Source organism: Arthrobacter sp. Leaf141 (assembly GCF_001424565.1).
GTDB lineage: Bacteria > Actinomycetota > Actinomycetes > Actinomycetales > Micrococcaceae > Arthrobacter.
The window spans coordinates 213-21503 of record NZ_LMOL01000045.1; the positions used below are offsets into that span (position 1 = coordinate 213).

General features: G+C 66.1%; 18 protein-coding genes. 8 read left to right on the forward strand and 10 right to left on the reverse strand.

All coding sequences use genetic code 11. The features are described 5' to 3' along the window. Window positions 1-465: 465 nt before the first annotated feature. Genes ASF72_RS18635 through ASF72_RS18645 form a run of 3 tightly spaced genes read right to left on the reverse strand, consistent with a single transcriptional unit; the run spans window position 466 to window position 2499 of the window. Window positions 466-915 (reverse strand): AAA family ATPase, encoded by a 450-nt coding sequence (locus ASF72_RS18635; RefSeq protein ID WP_056601357.1) that lies wholly within the window; start codon window positions 913-915, stop codon window positions 466-468. A gap of 35 nt (window positions 916-950) precedes the next feature. After that, window positions 951-1700, reverse strand: a complete 750-nt coding sequence (locus ASF72_RS18640) for a LamB/YcsF family protein (protein WP_056601360.1) — start codon at window positions 1698-1700, stop codon at window positions 951-953. After that, the gene (locus tag ASF72_RS18645; RefSeq protein WP_056601363.1) at window positions 1684-2499 is read right to left on the reverse strand and encodes a hypothetical protein; all 816 of its coding nucleotides are present in this window, start codon (window positions 2497-2499) and stop codon (window positions 1684-1686) included. Before ASF72_RS18645 ends, ASF72_RS18640 begins: the two co-directional genes overlap by 17 nt. A 155-nt stretch (window positions 2500-2654) precedes the next feature. Here ASF72_RS18645 and ASF72_RS18650 point away from each other — a divergent pair, with 155 nt between their 5' ends. After that, complete coding sequence (locus ASF72_RS18650; protein ID WP_056601366.1) at window positions 2655-3953, forward strand: MFS transporter; 1299 nt, start codon at window positions 2655-2657, stop codon at window positions 3951-3953. Between the two features lie 51 nt (window positions 3954-4004). Here the strand turns inward: ASF72_RS18650 and ASF72_RS18655 are convergent, their stop codons facing one another. From ASF72_RS18655 to ASF72_RS18665, 3 genes are all read right to left on the reverse strand, one after another. After that, complete coding sequence (locus ASF72_RS18655) at window positions 4005-6347, reverse strand: glycoside hydrolase family 65 protein (RefSeq protein WP_056601370.1); 2343 nt, start codon at window positions 6345-6347, stop codon at window positions 4005-4007. Window positions 6348-6505: 158 nt separating this feature from the next. Then, a complete protein-coding gene (locus tag ASF72_RS18660; RefSeq protein ID WP_056601373.1) occupies window positions 6506-7279 on the reverse strand; it encodes an HAD family hydrolase in 774 nt (257 codons plus the stop codon). Window positions 7280-7682: 403 nt separating this feature from the next. Continuing rightward, on the reverse strand, window positions 7683-8300 hold the full coding sequence (locus ASF72_RS18665; RefSeq protein WP_056601376.1) for an alpha/beta hydrolase: 618 nt from the start codon (window positions 8298-8300) through the stop codon (window positions 7683-7685). 290 nt (window positions 8301-8590) lie between these two features. On the opposite strand from ASF72_RS18665, the gene ASF72_RS18670 reads away from it, so the two are divergent. From ASF72_RS18670 to ASF72_RS18690, 5 genes are all read left to right on the forward strand, one after another. After that, window positions 8591-8848, forward strand: a complete 258-nt coding sequence (locus tag ASF72_RS18670) for a DUF6458 family protein (RefSeq protein ID WP_050685564.1) — start codon at window positions 8591-8593, stop codon at window positions 8846-8848. Window positions 8849-9197: 349 nt separating this feature from the next. Beyond that, on the forward strand, window positions 9198-10004 hold the full coding sequence (locus tag ASF72_RS18675) for a DeoR/GlpR family DNA-binding transcription regulator (RefSeq protein WP_050685563.1): 807 nt from the start codon (window positions 9198-9200) through the stop codon (window positions 10002-10004). Beyond that, window positions 10001-10999, forward strand: a complete 999-nt coding sequence (locus ASF72_RS18680; RefSeq protein ID WP_050685562.1) for a 1-phosphofructokinase family hexose kinase — start codon at window positions 10001-10003, stop codon at window positions 10997-10999. The genes ASF72_RS18675 and ASF72_RS18680 overlap by 4 nt, the downstream gene beginning before the upstream one ends. Window positions 11000-11001: 2 nt before the next feature. Next, entirely contained in the window at window positions 11002-13041 is a 2040-nt protein-coding gene (locus ASF72_RS18685; RefSeq protein WP_050685561.1) for a PTS fructose transporter subunit IIABC, read from the forward strand. A gap of 68 nt (window positions 13042-13109) precedes the next feature. Next, complete coding sequence (locus tag ASF72_RS18690; protein ID WP_050685560.1) at window positions 13110-13388, forward strand: HPr family phosphocarrier protein; 279 nt, start codon at window positions 13110-13112, stop codon at window positions 13386-13388. A gap of 90 nt (window positions 13389-13478) precedes the next feature. Here the strand turns inward: ASF72_RS18690 and ASF72_RS18695 are convergent, their stop codons facing one another. The 3 genes from ASF72_RS18695 to ku all read right to left on the reverse strand — a co-directional run bounded on the left by ASF72_RS18695 (window position 13479) and on the right by ku (window position 16082). Then, complete coding sequence (locus ASF72_RS18695; RefSeq protein ID WP_056601379.1) at window positions 13479-13910, reverse strand: SRPBCC domain-containing protein; 432 nt, start codon at window positions 13908-13910, stop codon at window positions 13479-13481. Beyond that, on the reverse strand, window positions 13903-14784 hold the full coding sequence (locus ASF72_RS18700) for a class I SAM-dependent methyltransferase (RefSeq protein WP_056601380.1): 882 nt from the start codon (window positions 14782-14784) through the stop codon (window positions 13903-13905). Before ASF72_RS18700 ends, ASF72_RS18695 begins: the two co-directional genes overlap by 8 nt. Window positions 14785-14933: 149 nt before the next feature. After that, a complete protein-coding gene (ku, locus tag ASF72_RS18705) occupies window positions 14934-16082 on the reverse strand; it encodes a non-homologous end joining protein Ku (protein WP_056601383.1) in 1149 nt (382 codons plus the stop codon). Between the two features lie 40 nt (window positions 16083-16122). Here ku and ASF72_RS18710 point away from each other — a divergent pair, with 40 nt between their 5' ends. Further along, on the forward strand, window positions 16123-18678 hold the full coding sequence (locus ASF72_RS18710) for an ATP-dependent DNA ligase (protein ID WP_056601386.1): 2556 nt from the start codon (window positions 16123-16125) through the stop codon (window positions 18676-18678). 184 nt (window positions 18679-18862) lie between these two features. On the opposite strand, the gene ASF72_RS18715 is transcribed toward ASF72_RS18710, so the two are convergent. Beyond that, window positions 18863-19120 (reverse strand): hypothetical protein, encoded by a 258-nt coding sequence (locus tag ASF72_RS18715; RefSeq protein WP_056601388.1) that lies wholly within the window; start codon window positions 19118-19120, stop codon window positions 18863-18865. Between the two features lie 580 nt (window positions 19121-19700). Here ASF72_RS18715 and ASF72_RS18720 point away from each other — a divergent pair. Next, window positions 19701-21287, forward strand: a complete 1587-nt coding sequence (locus tag ASF72_RS18720) for an MFS transporter (RefSeq protein WP_056601391.1) — start codon at window positions 19701-19703, stop codon at window positions 21285-21287. Window positions 21288-21291 lie beyond the last annotated feature (4 nt).

The window sequence follows — 21291 nt, forward strand, 5'->3', positions numbered from 1 at the left end:
AACCCAACACCAAGAACTCCAGCAACAAGAGCCCGAACACGAGGTCCAACCCCGGCGCCCTGAACACAACCACGAGCACCGGCAATCACAACACGGACAGCGTGAACGCCTCGAGCCCGGTCCAGCGCCGGGCGCCAGTACACGACCATGCCGAGACCAGTCAGGCGCCAGTGCACGGAGAAGACTCAAACGGCACAAGCTCCGTGAAACCCAGCACCGCCGAAGTTTCTCCCTCGCGGATTCATTCCTGGAGAAGTACCTTCACGGCTTGACTACCTAGGAAATGCGGACCGGGGACGTCGGGAATGGAATTCTGGACCCGCCGGGTGAATCCCCGCGCCGATGCCTGACACGGCGCCGATCAAGATCTACTGCCGTCCGGTTCAGCTCGCAGGCCGCCCGGGCACAGCGGGGCGACGCCGGCCAAAACTTCAGCAGCACAGCTGATGGCATCCGAGCCGGGCTTCAGGGGGACACCCTGATGAGGCGCTCGAGTTCATCCGCAAGTTCAGAGACCGGCCGACGGCCGTCGAGTTCTAAGGTGGCGCCACCCCGAAGCAAAGGCTCGACGTCAAGAATGAACTGAAGAATCTCTGCTTGGTCGGCTGTGGATCGTCCATAGGAGTTGTTGGCCCGCAAAGAGACCCGCTCGATGAGGATCTCCGCCGGTGCACTCAGCAGGACAACAGCGGAAAACCGATCGTAGAAGGCGCCTTGGTTCTCAACAGTCCCCGAAACAAACAGCGGCATATGCGTCTCGAGCAATGCGGACATCCGGGTCTCGTCCCACGTCCCGTCGGGAAGGACCCAGCCGTCGTAATCCGTGTCGATGGTTCTGTAGCCCCGCCGGGACAACTCGCGCAGCACAGTTGTCTTTCCCGCCCCGGACATTCCGGTAATCAGAATTCGAGACATGGCAGCCGGAGCCGATTCGACCGGAACCTGACGGCCTAGGCGAACGCCTCCAGCTCCACGCCGGCAGCCTCAAGGCCGGCCCGCACGCCGGATGCCATTTCGACGGCACCGGGGGTGTCGCCGTGGATGCACAGCGAGTCGGGCCGGACTTTGACGACCGTCCCGTCCACGGCAACAACTTCACCCTTGGTGGCCAGCCGGACGGCGCGCTCAACGATTGCGTCGACGTCGTGCAGCACCGCGCCTTCCTGCGACCGCGGAACCAGCGTCCCGTCGCCCCGGTAGGCGCGGTCCACAAAGGCCTCGACGTAAACCGGGTGGCCCGCTTCCTTGGCCTGTTTGAGCAGCTCCGAGCCGGGGAGGCCCAGGATGGGAAGGCCGGGATCGTAGGCATTGACTGCGGCCACAACGGCTGACGCCTGCTCCGCATCGTTGACGAGCCGGTTGTACAGGGCGCCGTGCGGCTTGACGTAGTCCACGGAGGCACCAACGGCGTGCGCAACACCGTCGAGCGCGCCAAGCTGGTACAGCACGTCGCCGAACAACTCATCGAAGCTGACGTCCAGTGCGCGCCGGCCAAAGCCTGCAAGGTCCCGGTACCCCACGTGTGCACCGACTGTCACATCCAGTTCATAGGCGGCGCGGCAACTGTCCAGCATGGTGATGGGATCCCCGGCGTGGAACCCGCAGGCCACATTCGCGCTGGTAACCAGCTGGAACATCGAAGCGTCGTCTCCCATCTTCCAGGAGCCGAATGATTCGCCTAGGTCAGCGTTGAGATCCAAGTGTGTTGCCTTCCAGCGTGTGATTGTCGGGAGCTGCAGCGTTCAGCGTGAGCTCACCGGGGATGGTGTCCGGCATCGGTCCGAACGCCTCCTTGGCGTTCGAAACCACCGCGCGTCCCATCATGAGGTTACCGGCTCCACCCACCACCGCGCCGATTCCGAACGGCAGGGCCCGCCCCAACAGCGCCGTTCCCTGGCGCTTCAGGAGATTCTTGAGGAAGGCTTTCTGGATCTTGTTCCGCACGGCGCCAAAACCGGAGATCGGCATGGCCTTGGAAAAAACGCTGCCCAGTGTCTTGGTGGTGTTGATGCCGGCACCGCCTGCTGCTTGGCTGCTGAGCGTGCTCAGCAACGACGTGCCCTCCTCGCCCAGCATGATGGCCATCACCATGGTGCTGGCCTTCTCGGGGTTGGTCAGGCGGATGCCGTGCAGTTCGGCCAGCGACGTCGCGTACAGCGCCGTTGCCTCCAGGAAGCCAACGGTTGCCGCGGCGGACAGGCCCAGCGACGCAATGGTTCCCACCCCGGGGACGACGGCAGTTGCGCCCACCACTGCCCCTCCGCCGGTTACCGCCCGGATGTAGTCCCGTTCCAGGATGGCTGCGAGCTGGGCCGCGGTGGCTTTGGGATGCTTTTTCTGCAGCCGTCGGATGTAGGCGAGCACCAGCGGCCGCTGGATCTCCACTGCCTTCAGGAGCATGTTGTGGACGCCCGGCTTGGGCTTGCCGTCGGCATCGAACACGGCGTTGTGGGCCGTCTCCTGTGCGATTCGGACTGCGGGATTGCTGCGCTTGGCCATGGTCACCTCTGTTAGTCTCGCCGCGGCGGATGCGGCCTTCCCCAATACTAAGGCTGCTTGGGGTTGAACCACCCAGCCGCCGCCCCCGTTCAAGCCCACAACCGGGTACTTGGTGCCCACCCCGGAAACCGGATGCCGGACCTAGTATTGGGGATATGCCCGCCCCCAAAGCCCTGCGACCGTTTGCCCATCGCGAGTACCGGGTCCTGATTGCAGCCCTGGCCATTTCGATTTTTGGCTCGGGAATGTGGGCCGTGGGCATGGTCTACCAGGTCATCCACCTTGGCGGTGGCCCCCTGGACCTGTCCCTCGTCGCAGCCGCCGGCAGCGTGGGCCTGGTGGCGTTTGTCCTGGCTGGCGGCATCGCCGCTGACCGGTTCCCGCAGCGCCGGCTGATCATTGCCGTGGAGGGCGCCAACCTGGCCGTCATCGCCACGATCACCGCTCTGGCGATGACCGGATTGCTCCAGATCTGGCACCTGGCCATCGGTGCGTTTGTGCTCGGTATGGGCGCCGCCTTCTTCTTCCCCGCCTACTCGGCCATCCTCCCGCGCATCCTGCCGGCGGAAGACCTGCTGGCCGCCAACGGCATGGAGGGCTCCATGCGTCCTGTCCTCCAGCAGGCGGCCGGGCCAGCTGTGGCAGGCATCGTGGTGGCGGCGCTGTCGCCGTCGCACGCCGTCGCTGCGGTGGCCGTCTGCCATTTGCTCGCATTTGCCGTCCTGAATTTCCTCAGCCGCACCGCGCTGGCAACAGCGGATCCCGGCCAGGACCACGGCGCCCTCCGGAAAAACACGCTGCTGCAGGACCTCCGCGAAGGCGTGAGCTACACGGTCCGGACCCCGTGGCTCCTCTGGACGCTGCTGTGGGCCTGCATCTCGGTGCTGTTCCTGATCGGGCCCATCGAGGTCCTGCTGCCCTTCGTGGTCCGCGACCAGCTCGCCGGGGATTCCAGCATGTTCGGCTTCCTCCTCGCCGTGATGGGCGTGGGGGCCGCGCTGGGCTCGCTGCTGACCGCCTCGTTCAGGCTGCCGCGCCACTACCTGACGGTGATGATGGTCTCGTGGGGCGCGGGCAGCCTGCCGCTGGCCGCCGTCGGATTCATGGACAGCTTCTGGGCGATCGCCGCGGCCCTGTTTGTGTTCGGCGCCACCGGCAGCGTGGGCATGGTCATTTGGGGAACGCTGCTGCAACGGCGCGTCCCCCGTCACCTGCTGGGCCGCATTTCCAGCCTGGACTTCTTTGTGTCATTGGCCCTGATGCCGGTGTCCATGGCCCTGGCCGGTCCCGCCGCGGAGGTCCTGCCCATCTGGCTGATCTTCGCGGTGGCCGGCGGCGTCTGCCCCATCATGGCCGTGGTGGCCATGGTTGTTGCCCGGATGCCGGACGACGAGTTGGCGCACCCCCTGGACACCGAACCTGCAATGGAAAGCACGACGCCGGCAGGAGACTGACGCGGCGGCGCGCCCGCCGCGCCAGTCCCCTTCGTCCTGCTGCCTCGGCGCTTAGTTGCGGCCGCGCACCAACGGAATGCCCGCCGTCGGAAGTCCCGTGGGGAAGACTGTGGGCTCCGGCTCCGGAATGTCTGCCAGCTCCACCCGGACCGGGTCGCTGCCCACGGTGACCTTACTGCCCCGGACGTCCACGTCCAGCGGGTCGCCGTCACTGACCGTCAGGGTGATGGCGCCCTGGGTCAGTTCAACCCGGAGCAGCCTGCCGCTGATGCGCAGGTGGAAGGACAGCCCTTCCCATTCGGCCGGCAGCCGGGGATCGAAGAACGGCAGCGGCCCCTGATCCCGCAGGCCGGCGAAACCGCAGACCAGTGAGCTCCACACGCCGCCCGTCGAGGCAATATGGACGCCGTCGATCGTGTTGCCGTGCGTGTCGTCCAGGTCGATGAAGGCGGCATCCGTGAAGTGCTTGAGTGATTCCCCGGCATAGCCCACCTCAGCGGCCATGATGCCCTGCACACAGGCGGACAGGGTGGAGTCGCCGGTGGTGATCGGGTCGTAGAAGTCGAAGGCGCGCTGCTTTTCTTCCGCACTGAAGTCCTGCCACTGGAGGAACATCGCCAGGACGGTGTCCGCCTGCTTGAGGACCTGGTGGCGGTAGATGACCAACGGGTGGAAGTGCAGCAGCAGCGGGTACTTGGAGCGGGGCGTGGTCCAGTCCCACGGCTCGAGGGTCATGAAGTCGTTGTCCTGGGAGTGGACCTGCATCCGTTCGTCAAAGGGCAGGTGCATCAGGTTTGCGGCCGCTTGCCACAGCTGCCGTTCCTCCTGGGTGATGCCCGAGTGCTCCAGGGCAGCGGCGGCCCGGAGGTTAAAGCGGGCCATGACGTTGGTGTACAGGTTGTCGTTGACCACTGCCGTGTACTCGTCCGGGCCGGTGACGCCATGGATGTGGAAGAGCCCGTCCTTGGCGAAGAAGCCCAGAGAGATCCACATCCGCGCGGTTTCGATGAGCAGCTCTGCGCCCATGCCTTCACGGAAACTGGTGTCCCCGGTAGCCCAGAGGTACCGGTTGGTTGCGAACGCGATGGCCGCTGCGATATGGAACTGCGCGGTACCGGCGGCGTAATAGGCACTGGCCTCAAGCCCGTTGATGGTGCGCCACGGGAACAGTGCGCCGTCAACGCTCAGTTCCTTGGCGCGGATCTTGGCATCCGGCAGGATCCCGTGCCGGTATTCCAGCACCTGGCGGGCACCGTCCGGGTTGGTGTACGTCAGGTAGGGCAGGATGTAGACCTCCTGGTCCCAGAAGTAATGCCCCTCGTAACCGGACCCGGTCACGCCCTTTGCAGGCACGCCTGCAACATCCGCGCGGGCCGTTGCCTGCGCCAGTTGGAACAGGTTCCAGCGGATGGCCTGCTGGAGTTCAGGCTGGCCCGTCACCACGATGTCGGAGGTGGCCCAGTAGTCCTTGTAGTGGGCTTCGCTTTCCTCGAAGATGTCCTGGACGGGCCGCAGTCCGGCTTCGGCCACCTCGGCGGCGTCCACGGCGTCGTCCTGCACCGCGGGGCCGGCGGCGTAGCTGACGCTCTTTTCCAGCCGGAAAGGCTCGTCGGCGCTGGCTGCCAGCACGTACCGGACGCTGCTCTCATCCTGGTCCACCAGGGTGTCGAACGGCTGGTGGCCCGGCGAGGTCCAGTGGTCCACGGCCAGGCCCACACGCTGCTTCGATTCGGCAGCTTCCCATGACAGCCGGAGCGAACCGTCGCCGCCGTCGAGGCGCAGCGGCAGCAGCACGCGCCCGGCGTGCCGGCCTGCGCGGCGGGGGTCGTGGTTGGAGTGGTCCTCCACCGGTTGGTCCTGCCGGTTGCTCACGGTGGAGGTCACGTCCAGGGAGACTTGCCGGTCCGCGGCAACCTCCAGCGAAATGCCCAGGCTGCCGCGGCTGCGGAAGCCAACGGCCCGGCGCTCGGTGGTGGTGACGGTCGCTCCGGAGCGGCACTGCCACCGGATCCGGCACTCGTAGGCACCCGTGGCGAAGTCGACGGACCGCCGGTACTCCAGCACCTCGGATTCGGCCAGGCTCAGGGCCTCGCCGTCGATCACCACGGTGAAGTTGTTGGCGTCCGGGATGTAGACGATGCGCTGGCCCGTCCGGGCGAAGCCGAAGGCGTTCTCCGCGTGCTTGATGTCCCAGATCTCGTGCAGGCCGTTGATGAAGCTGCCGGGAAGGTCTGCATCGGCTGGAGCCCAGTGCGCGCCGCGGATCCCCAGGTGCCCGTTGCCCAGCGCAAACAGGGTTTCCAGGGTGCCCGCGCTGCCTTGCTCATGGCGCGTTTCCACGAGCTGCCAGGGGGTGTTGGGGAACCGTTCGCGGTCCGCGGTGATGAAAGCCATGCTGTTGGGGTCCTTTGGCGTTTTGCTGGGCAGCCGGTGGGGAGCCGGCCAAGGCGTGCTGATGTTAAGGCGTGGTGCTGGCGCTCGAAGCGCCGGTACTGCAGGCGGATGTGCTGCTGCTGGGGGTTGCAGCGGTACACCGGGCGGGCCGAACAGGCCTAGGGCAAGAGTTCCTTGAGGTCATTGACCACCAGGGTGGCGCCGGCAGCGAGAAGGGTTTGCCGCCCGGCTCCCCTATCCACGCCGATGACGGAGTGGAAGGACCCGGAATGGCCTGCCTGGACGCCGGAAACAGCATCCTCCACCACTACGCAGTCCTCGCTGGGCAACTCCAGCAGCCTGGCGGCGTACTCGTACGTGGCCGGGCTGGGTTTACCGGGCAGGCCCTCCCGGGCTGCCACCACACCATCAACAACAATGGAGAAGTTTCCGCTGAGGCCCGCAGCCGCCAGGACCGAGGGGGCATTCCGGGAGGAGGAGACGACGGCGACCTTGAGTCCCCGCTCCAGCACGGCTTCGAGGAAACGGACAGAGCCCTCGAAGGGTTCAACCCCTGCGCTCACGATGTCGTTAAAGATGCGGTTTTTCCTGTTGCCCAGCCCCTGGACCGTGCTGTTGGCGGGGTCATCGTCCAGCGGGCCCTCGGGCAGGGTGATTCCGCGCGAGGACAGGAAGTCGCGGACGCCGTCGAACCTCGGTTTACCGTCAATATGGTCGAAGTAGTCGCTTTCCGTGTACTCCGGCGCCTGCGGGTGCGCGCTGAGGAATGCTTCGAACAACTCCTGCCAGGCTCTTTCGTGGACCTCAGCCGTCGGCGTCAGGACACCGTCCAGGTCGAAGAGGATTGCGGCAGCGCCGGTCCAGTCAGTGGTTCCCGTGGCGGCAGCCCCGGCAGTCGAAACAGGTACGTCAGGTGCAGAGGTGTCAGTCATCAGCAGTGCATTTTCCTTTCAGGCGGCGGGGAGCCGGGAAGACGGTCGCGTGAAACGGGTCACCGCCTGCCCATGCCTGATGTGCAGGGGCGACGGGAAGTTCCGGCGGGCGGCACTGCGGTGGGCCACGGCCTTGCAGATTATTGCGTTTCTTCAATCATGGGCGCGTTGGTGCTGTGGGACAAACCGGAACCCGCGGATGTCGGTTGCATCGATTTGGGTCAGCCACCCGGGTTGGGGTCGCCGTGCGCTTCGGCTGGCCCCGAAGCCACCGTCCGTCCTCGTCAGGCCGCGATGACGGCCAAAATCGAGTGTAAGCGCTTACAAATTAGGCTGGCAACTGTTTTTCCGCTCGGGTTGTGCTGTGACGGATTTCTCAGGGTGCGGGTGCGCAGTTACCTCCTCAGCGCAGCACATAGTGACGCAGGAACGCGCCAACATCGGACATCTCCGTCTTGGACATGGCGTGCCCCATCCCGGGGTAAGTCCTCGCGGTCAACAAGGTGTGCTCGTCCAGCCATTCCCCGGTATAGGCAGTGGCATCCTCGTTGATCACCAGGTCCGCCTTGTCCCGTCCCCAAAAGAACGGCGGCTTGGTCTCGAAGGAGTCCGTCAGCGTCAGGAGTTCGTTGTTCAGCACAAAACCGGAGAGGCCCACCACCGCCGAGTAGGACGCCGGATGCAGGCGCAGCAGTGTGCTGGCCATGGCCATGCCCTGCGAATAGCCCAGCAGGCTCACGCTTGAATGCTGACTCCTGACTGAGTTGATCCAGTCATGGACGGAGTTGGTCACCCGCACCACGTCGGCGAAGTCGTTGGCCAGGAAGTAGTCCAGCAGGAACCAGCCATAGTGGTCACCAATGTCCATGGGCGCCCGGACCGCAGCGAAGGTGAACTCCGGGGGCAGGAATTCGAAGAGCCGCACCATGCGGGACTCATCGGTGCCATAGCCATGCATCATCACCAGCAAGGGGGTGCCGGCGCGCTGATCCTCCGGTTTGGACCACACCACAGTTTCCATCGCACCAGCCTAGCGAGGCGAAGGCAGGGCAGGTGCCACGGCAGGACAGGTCAGGACAGGTGCCAGGGCCTGGGCCGCCGCCGGCGCCGCCCCCGGCCCCGGGCAAGAGACGCCGCGATCCTCCGCACTACACCATCGGCACCAGGGGTAACTCCTGCACCAGTCAGGCGCCATAGGAAGACGGCTCCCGAATTCATTGAATACCGCCCGATTGCGCGGTAGCGTGGCGCTGGACGGACAGCATGCTTAGTAGTAGCGCATCCGCACCAATCGGCTTCTAAGGAGCAATTATGAGAATTGGCTCGTCAATCTTCCTCATCGCACTCGGCGCCATTCTTGCCTGGGCGATTGCCCCCGGCCTGATCCCCTTTGTGGACCAGGCCATGATTGGGTACATCCTGATCGCCGCAGGTGTTGTGGGCCTGATCGCATCCCTCATCCTCGCCTCGCCGGGGCGCACGCGGCGGGTCAGCGAAACGCGCTCCGTGGTGGACCCCAACACCGGCGAGCGCATCACCCGGAACGAAAGCCGCGACGGCGGCATCTGACAGGCAGCGCGCCAGCAGGCGGGCAGCACCCCCCGCAATGAATCCGGAAAAGCCGGGCCCGACCACGTTGGTCAGGCCCGGCTTTTTTATGCCCGACCACGTTGGTCAGGCCCGGCTTTTTTATGCCCGCCACCCCCGGCGCGTGGGCGCCGCCTCATCAGCCCGGAGACCCAAATCCGGCCACACACTGCTTCAGCCTTTGTTTCATGTTGGTTTCCATTGACAAACCAACATGATCAAAGATAAAGTCAAGTAACTCAACATCATGTGATGCCAGTCACGCCGGATGCACTGCCCCGGCCGGCACACAGCCAGCAGTGATTTCAGGACTTTACGCAACGGAGGGTACGTGTTCGCCGAGGAGCGCCAGCAGAAGATTGCCGAGCTTGTGACCGGCAACGGTCGGGTCAGCGTGACCCTCCTGGCTGAGCGCTTCCGTATCACCACCGAAACCGTCCGCCGCGATCTCGCCACCTTGGAAACAGCGGGCACACTCCGCCGGGTCCACGGCGGGGCGGTAGCGGCCGACCGTTTCAGCACCACCGAAGAAAGCATCAACGAGCGCGCCATCCAACGCCCGGACCAGAAGCACCGGATCGCCGAAGCCGCGCTCGCACTGATCCCCCGTAACGCGCAGGGCAGCGTCCTGATCGACGGCGGCACCACCACCGAAGTCCTCGCCGAAATGTTGTCGCGCCGCACCGCCGTCGACCGTTTGGATTCCCCTGGCCCCCACGCCGAACTGGTGGCCATCACGCACGCCGTTCCCATCGCCGGGAAGCTGTCCAACACCGCCGGAATTGCGCTGCAGATCCTGGGCGGACGCGTCCGTGGGCTCACCCAGGTTGCCGTGGGGCAGGCAACGGTGGAGGCAGCTTCGCGGATGCGCCCCGACATCGCGTTCCTCGGGACCAACGGCATCCATGCAACCTTCGGCCTCAGCACCCCCGATCCTGAGGAAGCCGCCGTCAAGGCTGCTTTCGTCCACTCGGCACGCCGCATCGTGGTGTTGGCCGACTCCTCCAAACTGGACACAGAGACCCTGGTCCAGTTCGCCGACCTGAAAGATCTGGACACCTTGATTACAGACAGCGAACCCGGCCCCGAACTCGCGGCCGCTTTGGAAGAATCCGGCGTGGACGTGGTGGTCGTATGATCGTCACTTTCACGGCCAACCCCAGCCTGGACCGCACCGTTGCCCTTCCCGGCCCCCTGGAGCGCGGTGAAGTCCAGCGCGCCGTTTCCGTCAGCCAGGAATCGGGTGGCAAGGGCGTCAACGTTTCGCGGGCCCTGGTGGCGTCCGGCCTGGAATCCCTGGCCGTCCTCCCCGGCGCGGACAGCGATCCGGTCCTGGCGGGCCTGCGCGAGCAGTCGGTCCCGTTCGCTTCCCTGCCCATCGGCGAACCGCTGCGGACCAACGTGGCCCTCACGGAACCGGGCGGAGTGACCACCAAGATCAACGAACCCGGCCCGCAGCTGGACGCGGACCAGCAGGAAGCGCTGATCAAGCTCCTGCTGGAAAGCGCCCACAACGCCAGCTGGGTGGTCCTGGCAGGCTCACTGCCCCCTGGCTTTCCCGCCGGCTTCTACGCCACCGTGGCACGGCGCCTTCGTGCGGCCGCCAACGGCACCGCACCCCGGATTGCCGTGGACTCTTCCGGCGCTCCCCTCGCGGCCGTCCTCACCGACGACGGCGATGGCACCACCCCTGGCTCCGGGAAACCGGACCTCCTCAAACCCAATGCCGAGGAACTCGCGGAACTGGCTGCTGCAGCTGGCTTCGCCTCGGCCACCGCTGACCAACTCGAAGCGGATCCGGTGGCTGCCGCGACAGCAGCAGCCGCCGTCGTCCGTGCCGGTGTGGGAGCTGTGCTGGCAACTCTCGGTTCCAAGGGAGCTGTCCTGGTAACGGCCGACGGCGCGTGGCTGGCCACGCATCCACCGGTCACTGCAGTGAGCACGGTGGGTGCGGGCGACTCCGCACTGGCCGGCTACCTGCTTGCCCACGGCCAGGGCGCCGCCCCGGCCGACTGCCTTCGCCAGGCGGTGGCCCACGGTGCCGCCGCCGCCTCCCTGCCGGGGTCCACCGTCCCGGCAGTCTCGCAAACAACCCCGGATGCCGTAACCATCACGGCCCTTCGAAAGGATTGACAGTGACCCAGCTCATCACAACTGAACTGGTCGACCTCGACCAAAACCTGGGCTCGACGCCCGAGGCGGTGATCCGGCACCTGGCAAGCAAAGTTGCTGCCACCGGACGCGCAACGGAGGTTGAGGGTCTTTTCGCAGACGCTTATGCCCGGGAACAGAAGACGGCCACCGGCATTCCGGGCGGCATTGCCATCCCGCACTGCCGGTCCGCTGCCGTAACCGAACCCACCCTGGCCATGGCCCGGCTGGACCCCAAAGTGGACTTCGGCGCCAAGGACGGCCCCGCAGACCTGGTGTTCTTCATCGCCGCCCCGGACGGAGCAGACCAGGCGCACCTGAAGCTGCTGTCCAAGCTGGCCCGGTCCCTGATCAAAAAGGACTTCACGGCGGCCCTCCGCAACGCTTCCTCCAACGAGGAAATCGTTGCCCTCGTGGACGGCGCCCTGGCAGACAAGCCCGCCGCTTCCGCCGCCGACGCGGCACCTGCCGCCGCAGCGGGTGCAGCCACGGCCGGTGCCCCGGGTACTGCGCCCAAGCGCATCGTGGCCGTGACCGCCTGCCCCACCGGCATTGCCCACACCTACATGGCCGCCGACTCCCTGGTGGCCGCCGCCAAGGAGATGGGTGTTGACCTCCAGGTGGAAACGCAGGGATCCTCCGGCGCCAAGCCGCTGGATCCGGCCGTCATCGCCGCCGCCGACGCCGTGATCTTCGCCGTGGACGTGGATGTCCGCGGAAAGGAGCGTTTTGCCGGCAAGCCCGTCATCACAGCCCCGGTGAAGCGTGGCATTGACGAACCCGGAAAGATGGTCCAAGAAGCACTCGCTGCAGCAGCAGACCCCAATTCCCGCCGCGTCGCCGCAGGTTCGGGCGGCTCCACCGAGGACACGTCCACGGCAGGCGGCGAGCATATCGGCCAGAAGCTGAAGAAGGCACTGCTCACCGGCGTCAGCTACATGATTCCGTTCGTTGCCGGTGGCGGGCTGCTGATCGCCTTGGGCTTCCTGCTGGGCGGTTACCTGATCACGGACTTCGCGGACACCATCGTGACCACGAACAACCTCTTCAACCTGCCCACCGAATACCCGGACAACGCCGTCGGCCCGCTGGGTGCTTACCTTGGTGCGGTGCTCTTCAAGATCGGCGCACTCTCGATGGGCTTCCTCGTCCCGGCGCTTGCAGGCTACATTGCCTACGGCATCGCCGACAGGCCAGGTATCGCACCGGGCTTCGTGGCCGGCGCCGTGGCCGGTTTCACGGGCGCAGGGTTCCTGGGCGGCATTGTGGGTGGCCTCCTGGCCGGCTACATTGCCTACGTCATCGGCACCTGGGAAGTTCCCCGCTGGCTGCGCGGCCTGATGCCCGTCGTCATCATTCCGCTGTTGGCCTCGATCGTTGCCTCCGGCCTGCTGTTCCTGGTCCTCGGCGCACCCATCGCTGCAATCACCACCGGCCTGAACAGCTGGCTGTCCGGCATGACCGGCGCCTCAGCCGTTGTCCTGGGCGTCATCCTGGGCCTCATGATGTGCTTCGACCTGGGCGGCCCGGTCAACAAGGTCGCTTACTCATTCGCGGTAGCCGGCCTGGGAACGGCCACCCTCGCCAATCAGGCTCCGTGGCAGATCATGGCAGCCGTTATGGCGGCCGGCATGGTGCCGCCGCTGGCCATGGCCCTGGCCACCACGCTGGACAAAAAACGCTTCACCGCCACCGAGCACGAAAACGGTAAAGCAGCCTGGCTGCTGGGCGCCTCTTTCATCTCCGAAGGCGCCATCCCGTTTGCCGCCGCCGATCCGCTCCGCGTCATCCCCGCCAGCATGCTTGGTGGCGCCATCACTGGCGGCATCACCATGGCGGCAGGCGTTGGCTCCAAGGCACCGCACGGCGGCGTGTTCGTCTTTTTCGCGATCGACAACTTCTTCATGTTCCTCCTCGCCATCGCCGTGGGCACCGTTGTCACCGCGTTCTCGGTCCTGGCCCTGAAGCGCTGGGCTACCAAGAAGTCCGTTGATACGGTGGAACAGGTTCCCGTAACCGTCTGAGCAGGCCCCTGATTTCCAGGTCCGCCTTCCCGGCCGACAATGCCTTTTATGATCTCCAAGGAGCAGAAATGACCGAACGTACCGCCACCATCGCCAGCCGCGTTGGCCTGCACGCCCGTCCCGCGGCCATCTTCGCCGAAGCCGCCGGTGAGTTCGACCTGGACATCACCATCGCCCGTGAAGGCGAGCCGGCCGACGAGGCAATGGACGCTGCCAGCATCCTGTCCCTCATGAGCCTTGGCGCTTCCCACGGTGACGTGGTGGTCCTCCGGGCCGAGGGCGACGGCGCAGACGACGCGTTGGCCCGCCTGGTGCAGATCCTCGAAACGGATCACGACGCCGAGTAGAAACTCCGGTGACGGCGGCCGCCGTCGGACTTCCCCTGCGTGGGACACGTCCGGCGGTGGCCGTCCCGTTTAAGCCCCCGCGGCGTGGGGTCAGCCGCGTTCGGCGATTTTCTTGACGTCCGCCACCAGGGAGTCCCACATCCCCTGCGCATGTTCCACGGCAGTGGGATCGGGGTTGTTGTCCTGGGCGAGGGTCAGCCCGGTGGATCGGGCCTCCTCCTCCACCGTCCACGTCAGGGTGTGGTAATTTTCCGGCGTATCAGGGGCGCCGGAGAGGGGGCTGAAATGGGTGTGGACCAGTCTCCGGGGCGGCTCGAAGGCCAGGACCGTGCCTTTGTCCTCGTAGGGCTTCCCTTCCCATTCGCCACGCCAGGCAATCGGCCCGCCCACGGTCCAGTCCGTCACCAGGTTGGTGCCGAACATAAACTCCCTGACCGCTTCCGGGTCCGTGATGACCTGCCACACCCTGTCCTGCGGCGCGTTGATCGTGATGCTGGATGTTGCCACTAATCCGTCAGACATGCCCGGCCTTCTTCGCAGTGAGTAGTAGGTACTCCCATTCCATCTGGAACGGGGCATCGCCGTGGGCGTCCCCGAACGATTCCGCCAGTCCAACCAGGGCCTGGTCCAGCGCCGCTGTCTTCTCCGCATCGCCGCCCAGGAATTTGTAGACGGCGATGGTGGGCCCATAGTGCGACTTGAAATAGCGCATGAAGTCGGCGGGCTCGGAGAAGTTCCGGACGGCGAGGAACTGCTTGCGGGCGGTGAGCTCCGAAACCCCACTGGCCAACAACCCGCGGACGTGGTCCTCCTTGCCCCACAGCGGCGCCGGCTGGGCGCCGGGCGGCGGTGGCGGGGCGAATGGTTTCATGGTGGCAAAGAGCTGCCCCACGAAGCCTTCCGGGGTCCAGCTCAGGAGGCCAAGGGTCCCGCCGGGACGGCAGACCCGGAGCAGCTCGCTGGCGGCCACCTGGTGGTGCGGAGCGAACATCACGCCGAGGCAGGACATCACCGTGTCAAAGCCGCCGTCCGGGAACGGCAGGGCCTCGGCGTCAGCCTCCACCCACTCAAGGCTGACACCCCGTTCGGCGGCCTGCCGTTTGCCGGCGTCGAACAGTTCAGGCGTGAGGTCGCTCGCCACCACCTTTGCGCCCATCATCGCCGCCGGGATGGCGGCGTTGCCGGCACCGGTTGCCACATCGAGCACCTTTTGGCGTGCCCTGATCCCGCAGGCCTCCACCAGGATGGCGCCCAGCTCCGGCAGCATCTCGCTGGCCAGCGCCGGATAGTCGCCGGATGCCCACATGGCCCGGTGCTTCTGCTTCAGCGCCCGGTCTGCCTCAGCAGAGTCCGGCGCGCCGCCCCCGCCCGCCGGGTCCGTGTCCGCAGTTTTCATGGCCGCGCCTCCCTGCCGGGTAGGTCCAAGTGTCAGCACGCTGTTGCCACAGCGGAGGCTGCGATGCTGCTCATTGTGGCCCCGCGGCCTCCGGGTGTAAAGGGCGCCAACCTAAGGGAAGTTACTGCGGTTTGCTGGCGGGCCGGCCGCTAGGCGGGCTTGCGGGCCCTGGTGGCAGTGGACTTCGCCGGGGGCTTGGCCGACGTCCGGGCAGCCGCAGGCTTGCTGGCCGCCGTGGCCTTACTGGCCGCAGCTTTGGTGCCGGAAGACGCCGAACCAGCCGATTTCGACGCCGGCGAAGGCTTTGCGGCAGCAGTTTTGGAGCCGCCGGACGCGGCACTGCCGGCCGCCTTGGTAGCAGCCTTCGCGGCCGTTGCGCCCTCCGGCTTCGACGCCGCGGTTTTTGCCGCCGTCGACTTTGCCCGCCCGGCGGTCCTTCCGGCGGCCCGCTTGGCCGGCTTCCCGTCGTCGTCCTCTTCTTCCTCGTCTTCGTCGGTGGCCTGCGCTGCTGCCCCGCGTTTGCGGTCCAGGCTGCGTTTGAGGGCTTCCATCAGGTCGATCACCTCACCCTTGCCACCCTCGCCGGCGTCCACACCGAAGGTCTGCTCGGTGTCCAGGGAATCGCCCTGCTCCAGTTTGGCGTCGATGAGCTGGCGCAGCTGGGTCTGGTAGTCATCGGTGAAATGCGCCGGATCAAAGTCGGCCGCCATGGACTCCACCAGGGCGGCAGACATGTCCCGCTCCTGCGAGGAAATCCTGATGCTGGCGTCCAAGGCAGGGAAGCTGGCCTCACGGACTTCGTCGGGCCACAGGAGGGACTGCAGGACCAGCACGTCGTCCTTGATCCGGAGCGCCCCCAACCGGGTCTTCTCCCGAAGCGCAAACTGGACGATCGCCACCCGGTCCGTGTCCTCCAGCGCCCGGCGGAGCAGGACGTACGCCTTGGGCGATTTGGAATCCGGCTCCAGATAGTAGCTCTTCTCGAACATCATGGGTTCAAGCTGTTCCGACGGGACGAACTGCACCACCTCGATCTCGTGGCTGTTCTCCGCGGGGATTGACTTGAGTTCCTCCTTGGACAGGACCACGGTCCGGCCGTCGTCCTCGTAGGCCTTTTCGATGTCGGAATAGTCCACTACCTCGCTGCAGACCTCGCACCGGCGCTGGTAGCGGATCCTGCCGCCGTCGGCGTTGTGGACCTGGTGCAGACTGATGTCATGATCTTCTGTGGCGCTGTAGACCTTCACGGGCACGTTGACCAGGCCAAACGCGATGGCACCTTTCCAGATGGCTCTCATCCCTCAAGTGAACAACAGACCGGGCCGGAGGTGAAGCCCCATGGCCGGGTCTAGGGAGCGCGTGCGGGTGGCCGGACGCGAGCTGACGCTGACCAACCTGGATAAAATCATCTATCCGGAGACCGGAACCACCAAGGCAGACGTGCTGGCCTACTACGCGGCCGTGGCGCACGTCCTCATCCCCGCCGCAGCCAACCGGCCCGCCACCCGGAAGCGCTGGGTCCACGGGGTGGGCACCGCTGCCGAACCCGGCGAGGTCTTTTTCCAGAAGAACCTGGACGATTCAGCTCCCGGCTGGTTGCCCCGGGCCGCCATCACCCACAAGGACAGGACCATTTTTTATCCCTTGGTCAACGATCCGGCCACCTTGACCTGGTTCGGCCAGATCAACTCCCTGGAAGTCCACGTGCCGCAGTGGCAGGTTGATTCGCACGGCAACCAGCTTCCGCCTGACCGGCTGGTCCTGGACCTCGATCCCGGCGACGGTGCCGGGCTGGAAGAGTGCCGCGAGGTGGCGCTGCTGGCCCGTGCCATCCTGCAGGATGTGGGCCTGGATCCCGTGCCGGTGACCAGCGGCAGCAAGGGCATCCACCTCTACGCGGCACTGGACGGTACCCAAAGCTCGGACAGCATTTCGGCGTTCGCCAAGGAACTGGCCCGGGCCCTGGAAGCCGACCACCCGGACCTGGCGGTCAGCGACATGAAAAAGACCCTGCGCCGCGGCAAGGTGCTGGTGGACTGGAGCCAGAACAGCGCCGCGAAGACCACCATCGTGCCCTACTCGCTGCGCGGCCGCAGCACCCCCACCGTCGCCGCGCCCCGCACCTGGCGGGAGATCAGCTCGCCCAAGCTGACGCATCTGGACTACCAGGCGGTGATGCGGCGGGTGAGCGACGGGAAGGACCCGTTTGCCGCCGTCGTTAATGCCTCAGCCGGCCATCACGAAGGCCACAACGACGGCGATCCGCGGCTTGCTGCGTACCGCGGCATGCGCGATCCCCAGGCCACGCCCGAACCGTTCAGCGGCACCGCGGGCAGCGGCAACAGCTTCGTGATCCAGGAGCACCACGCGAGCAGGCTGCACTACGACTTCCGGCTGGAGCATGAGGGTGTGCTGGTGTCGTGGGCGTTGCCCAAGGGTGTGCCGGAGAGCAGCGGCCGGAACAACCTCGCGGTGCAGACCGAGGACCATCCGCTGGACTATGGCACCTTCGAGGGCACCATTCCGAAAGGGCAATATGGCGCTGGCGAGGTGACCATCTGGGACCACGGAACGTACCAGCTGGAGAAGTGGATCAACGGCAAGGAGGTGATCGCCACGTTGACCGGTGCCGACGGCGGCGGCCTGGGAGGCACCCGCAAGTTCGCGCTGATCCACACCGGCCGCGGGCGCGGCAAGGAGGCGGAGGGGCAGTGGCTCATCCACCTCATGGACGAGCATTACAGCGGCCGACGGCGGCACGCGGCGCCGGCGGATGGCGACGACGGGGAGGATTCCGGGGCAGCCGTGGCGGGCGCCGGGTCCCGGGGCGGTGATGCTGCACCCGCCCTAACAAGCGACGTGGAGGCCGGGGGCGGGGATGCACCCACTCCGAGGGGCGCTTCGGAGACCGGCGCATTGGGGGCCAGCGACTGGGATCCCGGCGACGTCCGCCCCATGATGGCCACTGCCGGAAAGCCGTCCGATCTGGCGGGCAGCGATTGGCAGCTGGAACTCAAGTGGGACGGGGTCCGGGCAGTCATCGTGGCGGACGACAAAACAGTCAGCATCCTTAGCCGCAACGGCAACGACGTCAGCCGGACCTACCCCGAGTTCACGGACCGAAGCACCTGGCCGGCACGGCCCTTTGTGGCCGATGGGGAAATTGTGGCCATGGGGCCAGCGGGACGCCCCGACTTCGGCCTGTTGCAGGGGCGGATGAAACTCACCCGCGCCGCCAATGTGGCCCACGCCAGGGCCAGCATCCCCGTCCGCCTGGTACTTTTTGACCTGCTCCAGGACGCCGGAACGGATCTGCGCGGACTCCCGCTGCGGCAGCGGCGGCAGCGGCTGGAGAATTTTTTTGTGCCGTCCGACGCGCCCGTTGACCTTTCCGACGTGCTGGCCAACCCGGTGGCCGACCTCCTGGCGAGCGCCCGTGAGCTGGGACTTGAGGGCATCATGGCCAAGCGGACCGACAGCCGCTATGTGAGCGGCCAGCGGACCCGCACCTGGATCAAGCTGAAGCTGGAGCAGACCCAGGAAGTGGTGGTGGGCGGCTGGCGGCCCGGCAAAGGCGGCCGGCAGGAGAGCGTCGGTTCCCTGCTGGTGGGCATCCCGGACGGCGACAAACTGGCGTATGTGGGCCGGGTGGGCAGCGGCTTCAGCACCCGCGAACTCACCGAACTGCGGCAAACAGTGGAACGACTGGGCAGGAAGACCTCGCCATTCCACGAGGTTCCCCGAATGGATGCGGCGGATGCCCACTGGGTGGCGCCGGAGCTGGTGGGCGAGGTGACGTTCAGCGAGTGGACCGGTCCGGGCCGGCTCCGGCATCCGGTGTGGCGCGGCTGGCGGCTGGACAAAGACCCCGCGGAGGTTGTCCGGGAGCACTAGCGTTCCGGGCGGTGCGGGTGCCCCGGGCTGTGCGGGCGGTGCGGGTGGTGCGGATGTTCCGGGGACCAAGTGTTCCCGGAACCAGGCGCAGGAACGGCCCGAAACTCCCTGATTCGGGGGGCCGGGCCGTTCCTGCGCCGTAAAGTCCGCTTCTGCCAGGTCCAGCGCTGCGAAGCAGTTCGGGCTAGGAGGAGTGCGGCATCTGCGGCCGGCTGGTCCGGTGGACCGCGGTAACGGCCGCTTCGTGGCCCATCCGGCCGTGGCCTGAGCCGCGGTCCTTCGGGTGCCGCTTCTTGCCGTTGCCGTCCGGCCAGGCATTCTGGCCGGGCATCCCTGCCGTGCCCGTGGCGGCCGGACCCGGCGCCGCCGGGGCGTCCATGGCGGCCGTGAGGTGGTCGGCCACCTCCGGGGCAAGATGCTGGGTGCGATTTTCGTCAGCCATTGTTTCTTCCTTTCCGCAGTGAAATGAAGGATTCAGCCCGAAGGCCAAGGGGGCCGCCGGGAATGCCAGCGGAAATCGAGGTCGCAGCGGTTCGCCGCCTGCTGCGATGGCTTGTCCTGCGGTGGCGCAGGCCGGTCCCGGCCAATCTTTGCGCGTCCGCCGACTGTCTCTACAAAATTCCCATGGGTCCACCTTAGGCAAGCATCCAGTGCCTGTGAACCCCCGATTTCAGCAACCCCCGCACGCCGCCCCTATCGGACCACCTGGGCCCGCCCCACAGCGCCGAATACCCTGGTGACGGCTCTCACTTTTTGGGTCCGAAGGCACCCAAAAATCGGCCCGCAAGGACCGTTGTTCAAAAAGATTCGGCACTGGCGGCGGCAGCGGCGGCCGATCCCAGTGGATATATGGGAAAAACCGGGAAAAGAAGTTCCGTAATACGCCCCAAAACCAGGCGCAAAACCATAGACCCTACGGCACAAACGCCGCCAATGCCAGAGAATTCCAGTAAAATTTAAGGTCTGCCCGGAGCGGGGCAGCTACAAGTCGCAAGCAAATGACCTCCACGGGAGCTACCCAAATGCCCAAAGACCGAAGCATGACCGACTCTTCAGCAGGCGCCCAAAACGCCCGCGGAACCGACCCGACAGCCGCCAAGGCTCTCAAGAAGCCCAAGCTGCTGCCACGCCGCAGGCTGAAGGAATCCGACGTCAACGTCGTCAACCAGCCCATGCTGAAAAAAGCCATGGGCGGCACCATCGTGGGTAACACCATGGAGTGGTATGACGTAGGCGTGTTCGGCTACCTCATCACCACCATGGGACCCACGTTCCTGCCGGAATCCGACCCGGCCACCCAGAACCTTTTCCTCCTGGGCACCTTCGCCGCCACCTTCATCGCACGCCCCCTCGGCGGTGTGATCTTCGGCTGGCTGGGCGATAAGGTGGGCCGCCAGAAGACCCTGGCCACCACGCTGATGATCATGGCAGCCAGCACCTTCGCCGTGGGCCTGCTTCCCGGCTACGCACAGGTGGGCCTGTGGGCCGCCGTGCTGCTGGTCATCCTCAAGGTGGTGCAGGGCTTTTCCACCGGTGGCGAGTACGCCGGCGCAACCACCTTCGTCAGCGAATACGCAGCAGACAAGCGCCGCGGCTTCTTTGCCAGCTTCCTGGATTTGGGCAGCTACCTGGGCTTTGCCATGGGTGCCGCCCTGGTCTCGGTCCTGCAGCTCACCCTGGGCCAGGACGCCATGGAGGACTGGGGATGGCGGATTCCGTTCCTGGCCGCCGGGCCGCTGGGCCTGATCGCCATCTACTTCCGCAGCAAGATCGAGGAATCCCCGCAATTCCAGGCCACCCTGGATGCCCGGGAAGAAGCCGCCAAGGATGCCACCAACAACGATCCCGTCGCCGCCAACGGCCCGCTGGCCACGGTCAAGGCCAACTGGCGCCCCATCCTGGTAGCCATGGTTGTGGTGGCCGCCGCCAATACCGCCGGCTACGCCCTCACGTCCTACATGCCCACCTACCTCTCCTCGGAGAAGGGCTACGACGAGATGCACGGCACCGCGCTGACCATCCCGGTCCTTGTGATCATGGCCCTGTGCATCCCGCTGACAGGCCGCCTGTCGGATAAAGTGGGCCGCCGCCCAATCCTCTGGGTAGGCGCTGTAAGCACCATCGTCCTGGCCGTCCCGGCGTTCATGATGATCGGAATCGGTGAGGTGTGGTCAACCCTGGTGGGCCTGGCCCTGATTGCCTTCCCGGTCACCTTCTATGTTGCCAACCTGGCGTCCTCGCTGCCCGCGCAGTTCCCCACCTCGAGCCGCTACAGCTCGATGGGAATCGCCTATAACTTTGCGGTGGCAATCTTCGGCGGCACCACCCCGTTCATCGTGGCTGCCCTCATCAAGGCCACGGGCAACGACATGATGCCGGCGTATTACCTGATGCTGACGTCCGCAGCCGGCGCGATCGGCATCTACTTCCTCAAGGAGTCGGCCAACAAGCCCCTCCCCGGATCCATGCCCAGTGTGGACACTCAGGAGGAGGCCGCCGAACTGGTGGCAACCCAGGACGAAAACCCCAACTTCGTGGTGGCTGACCTGCCGTTCGACGACGTTGCTCCCCTGGACAGCAGCTCTGCCGGTAAGGCGTCAACCTCGTAGGCAC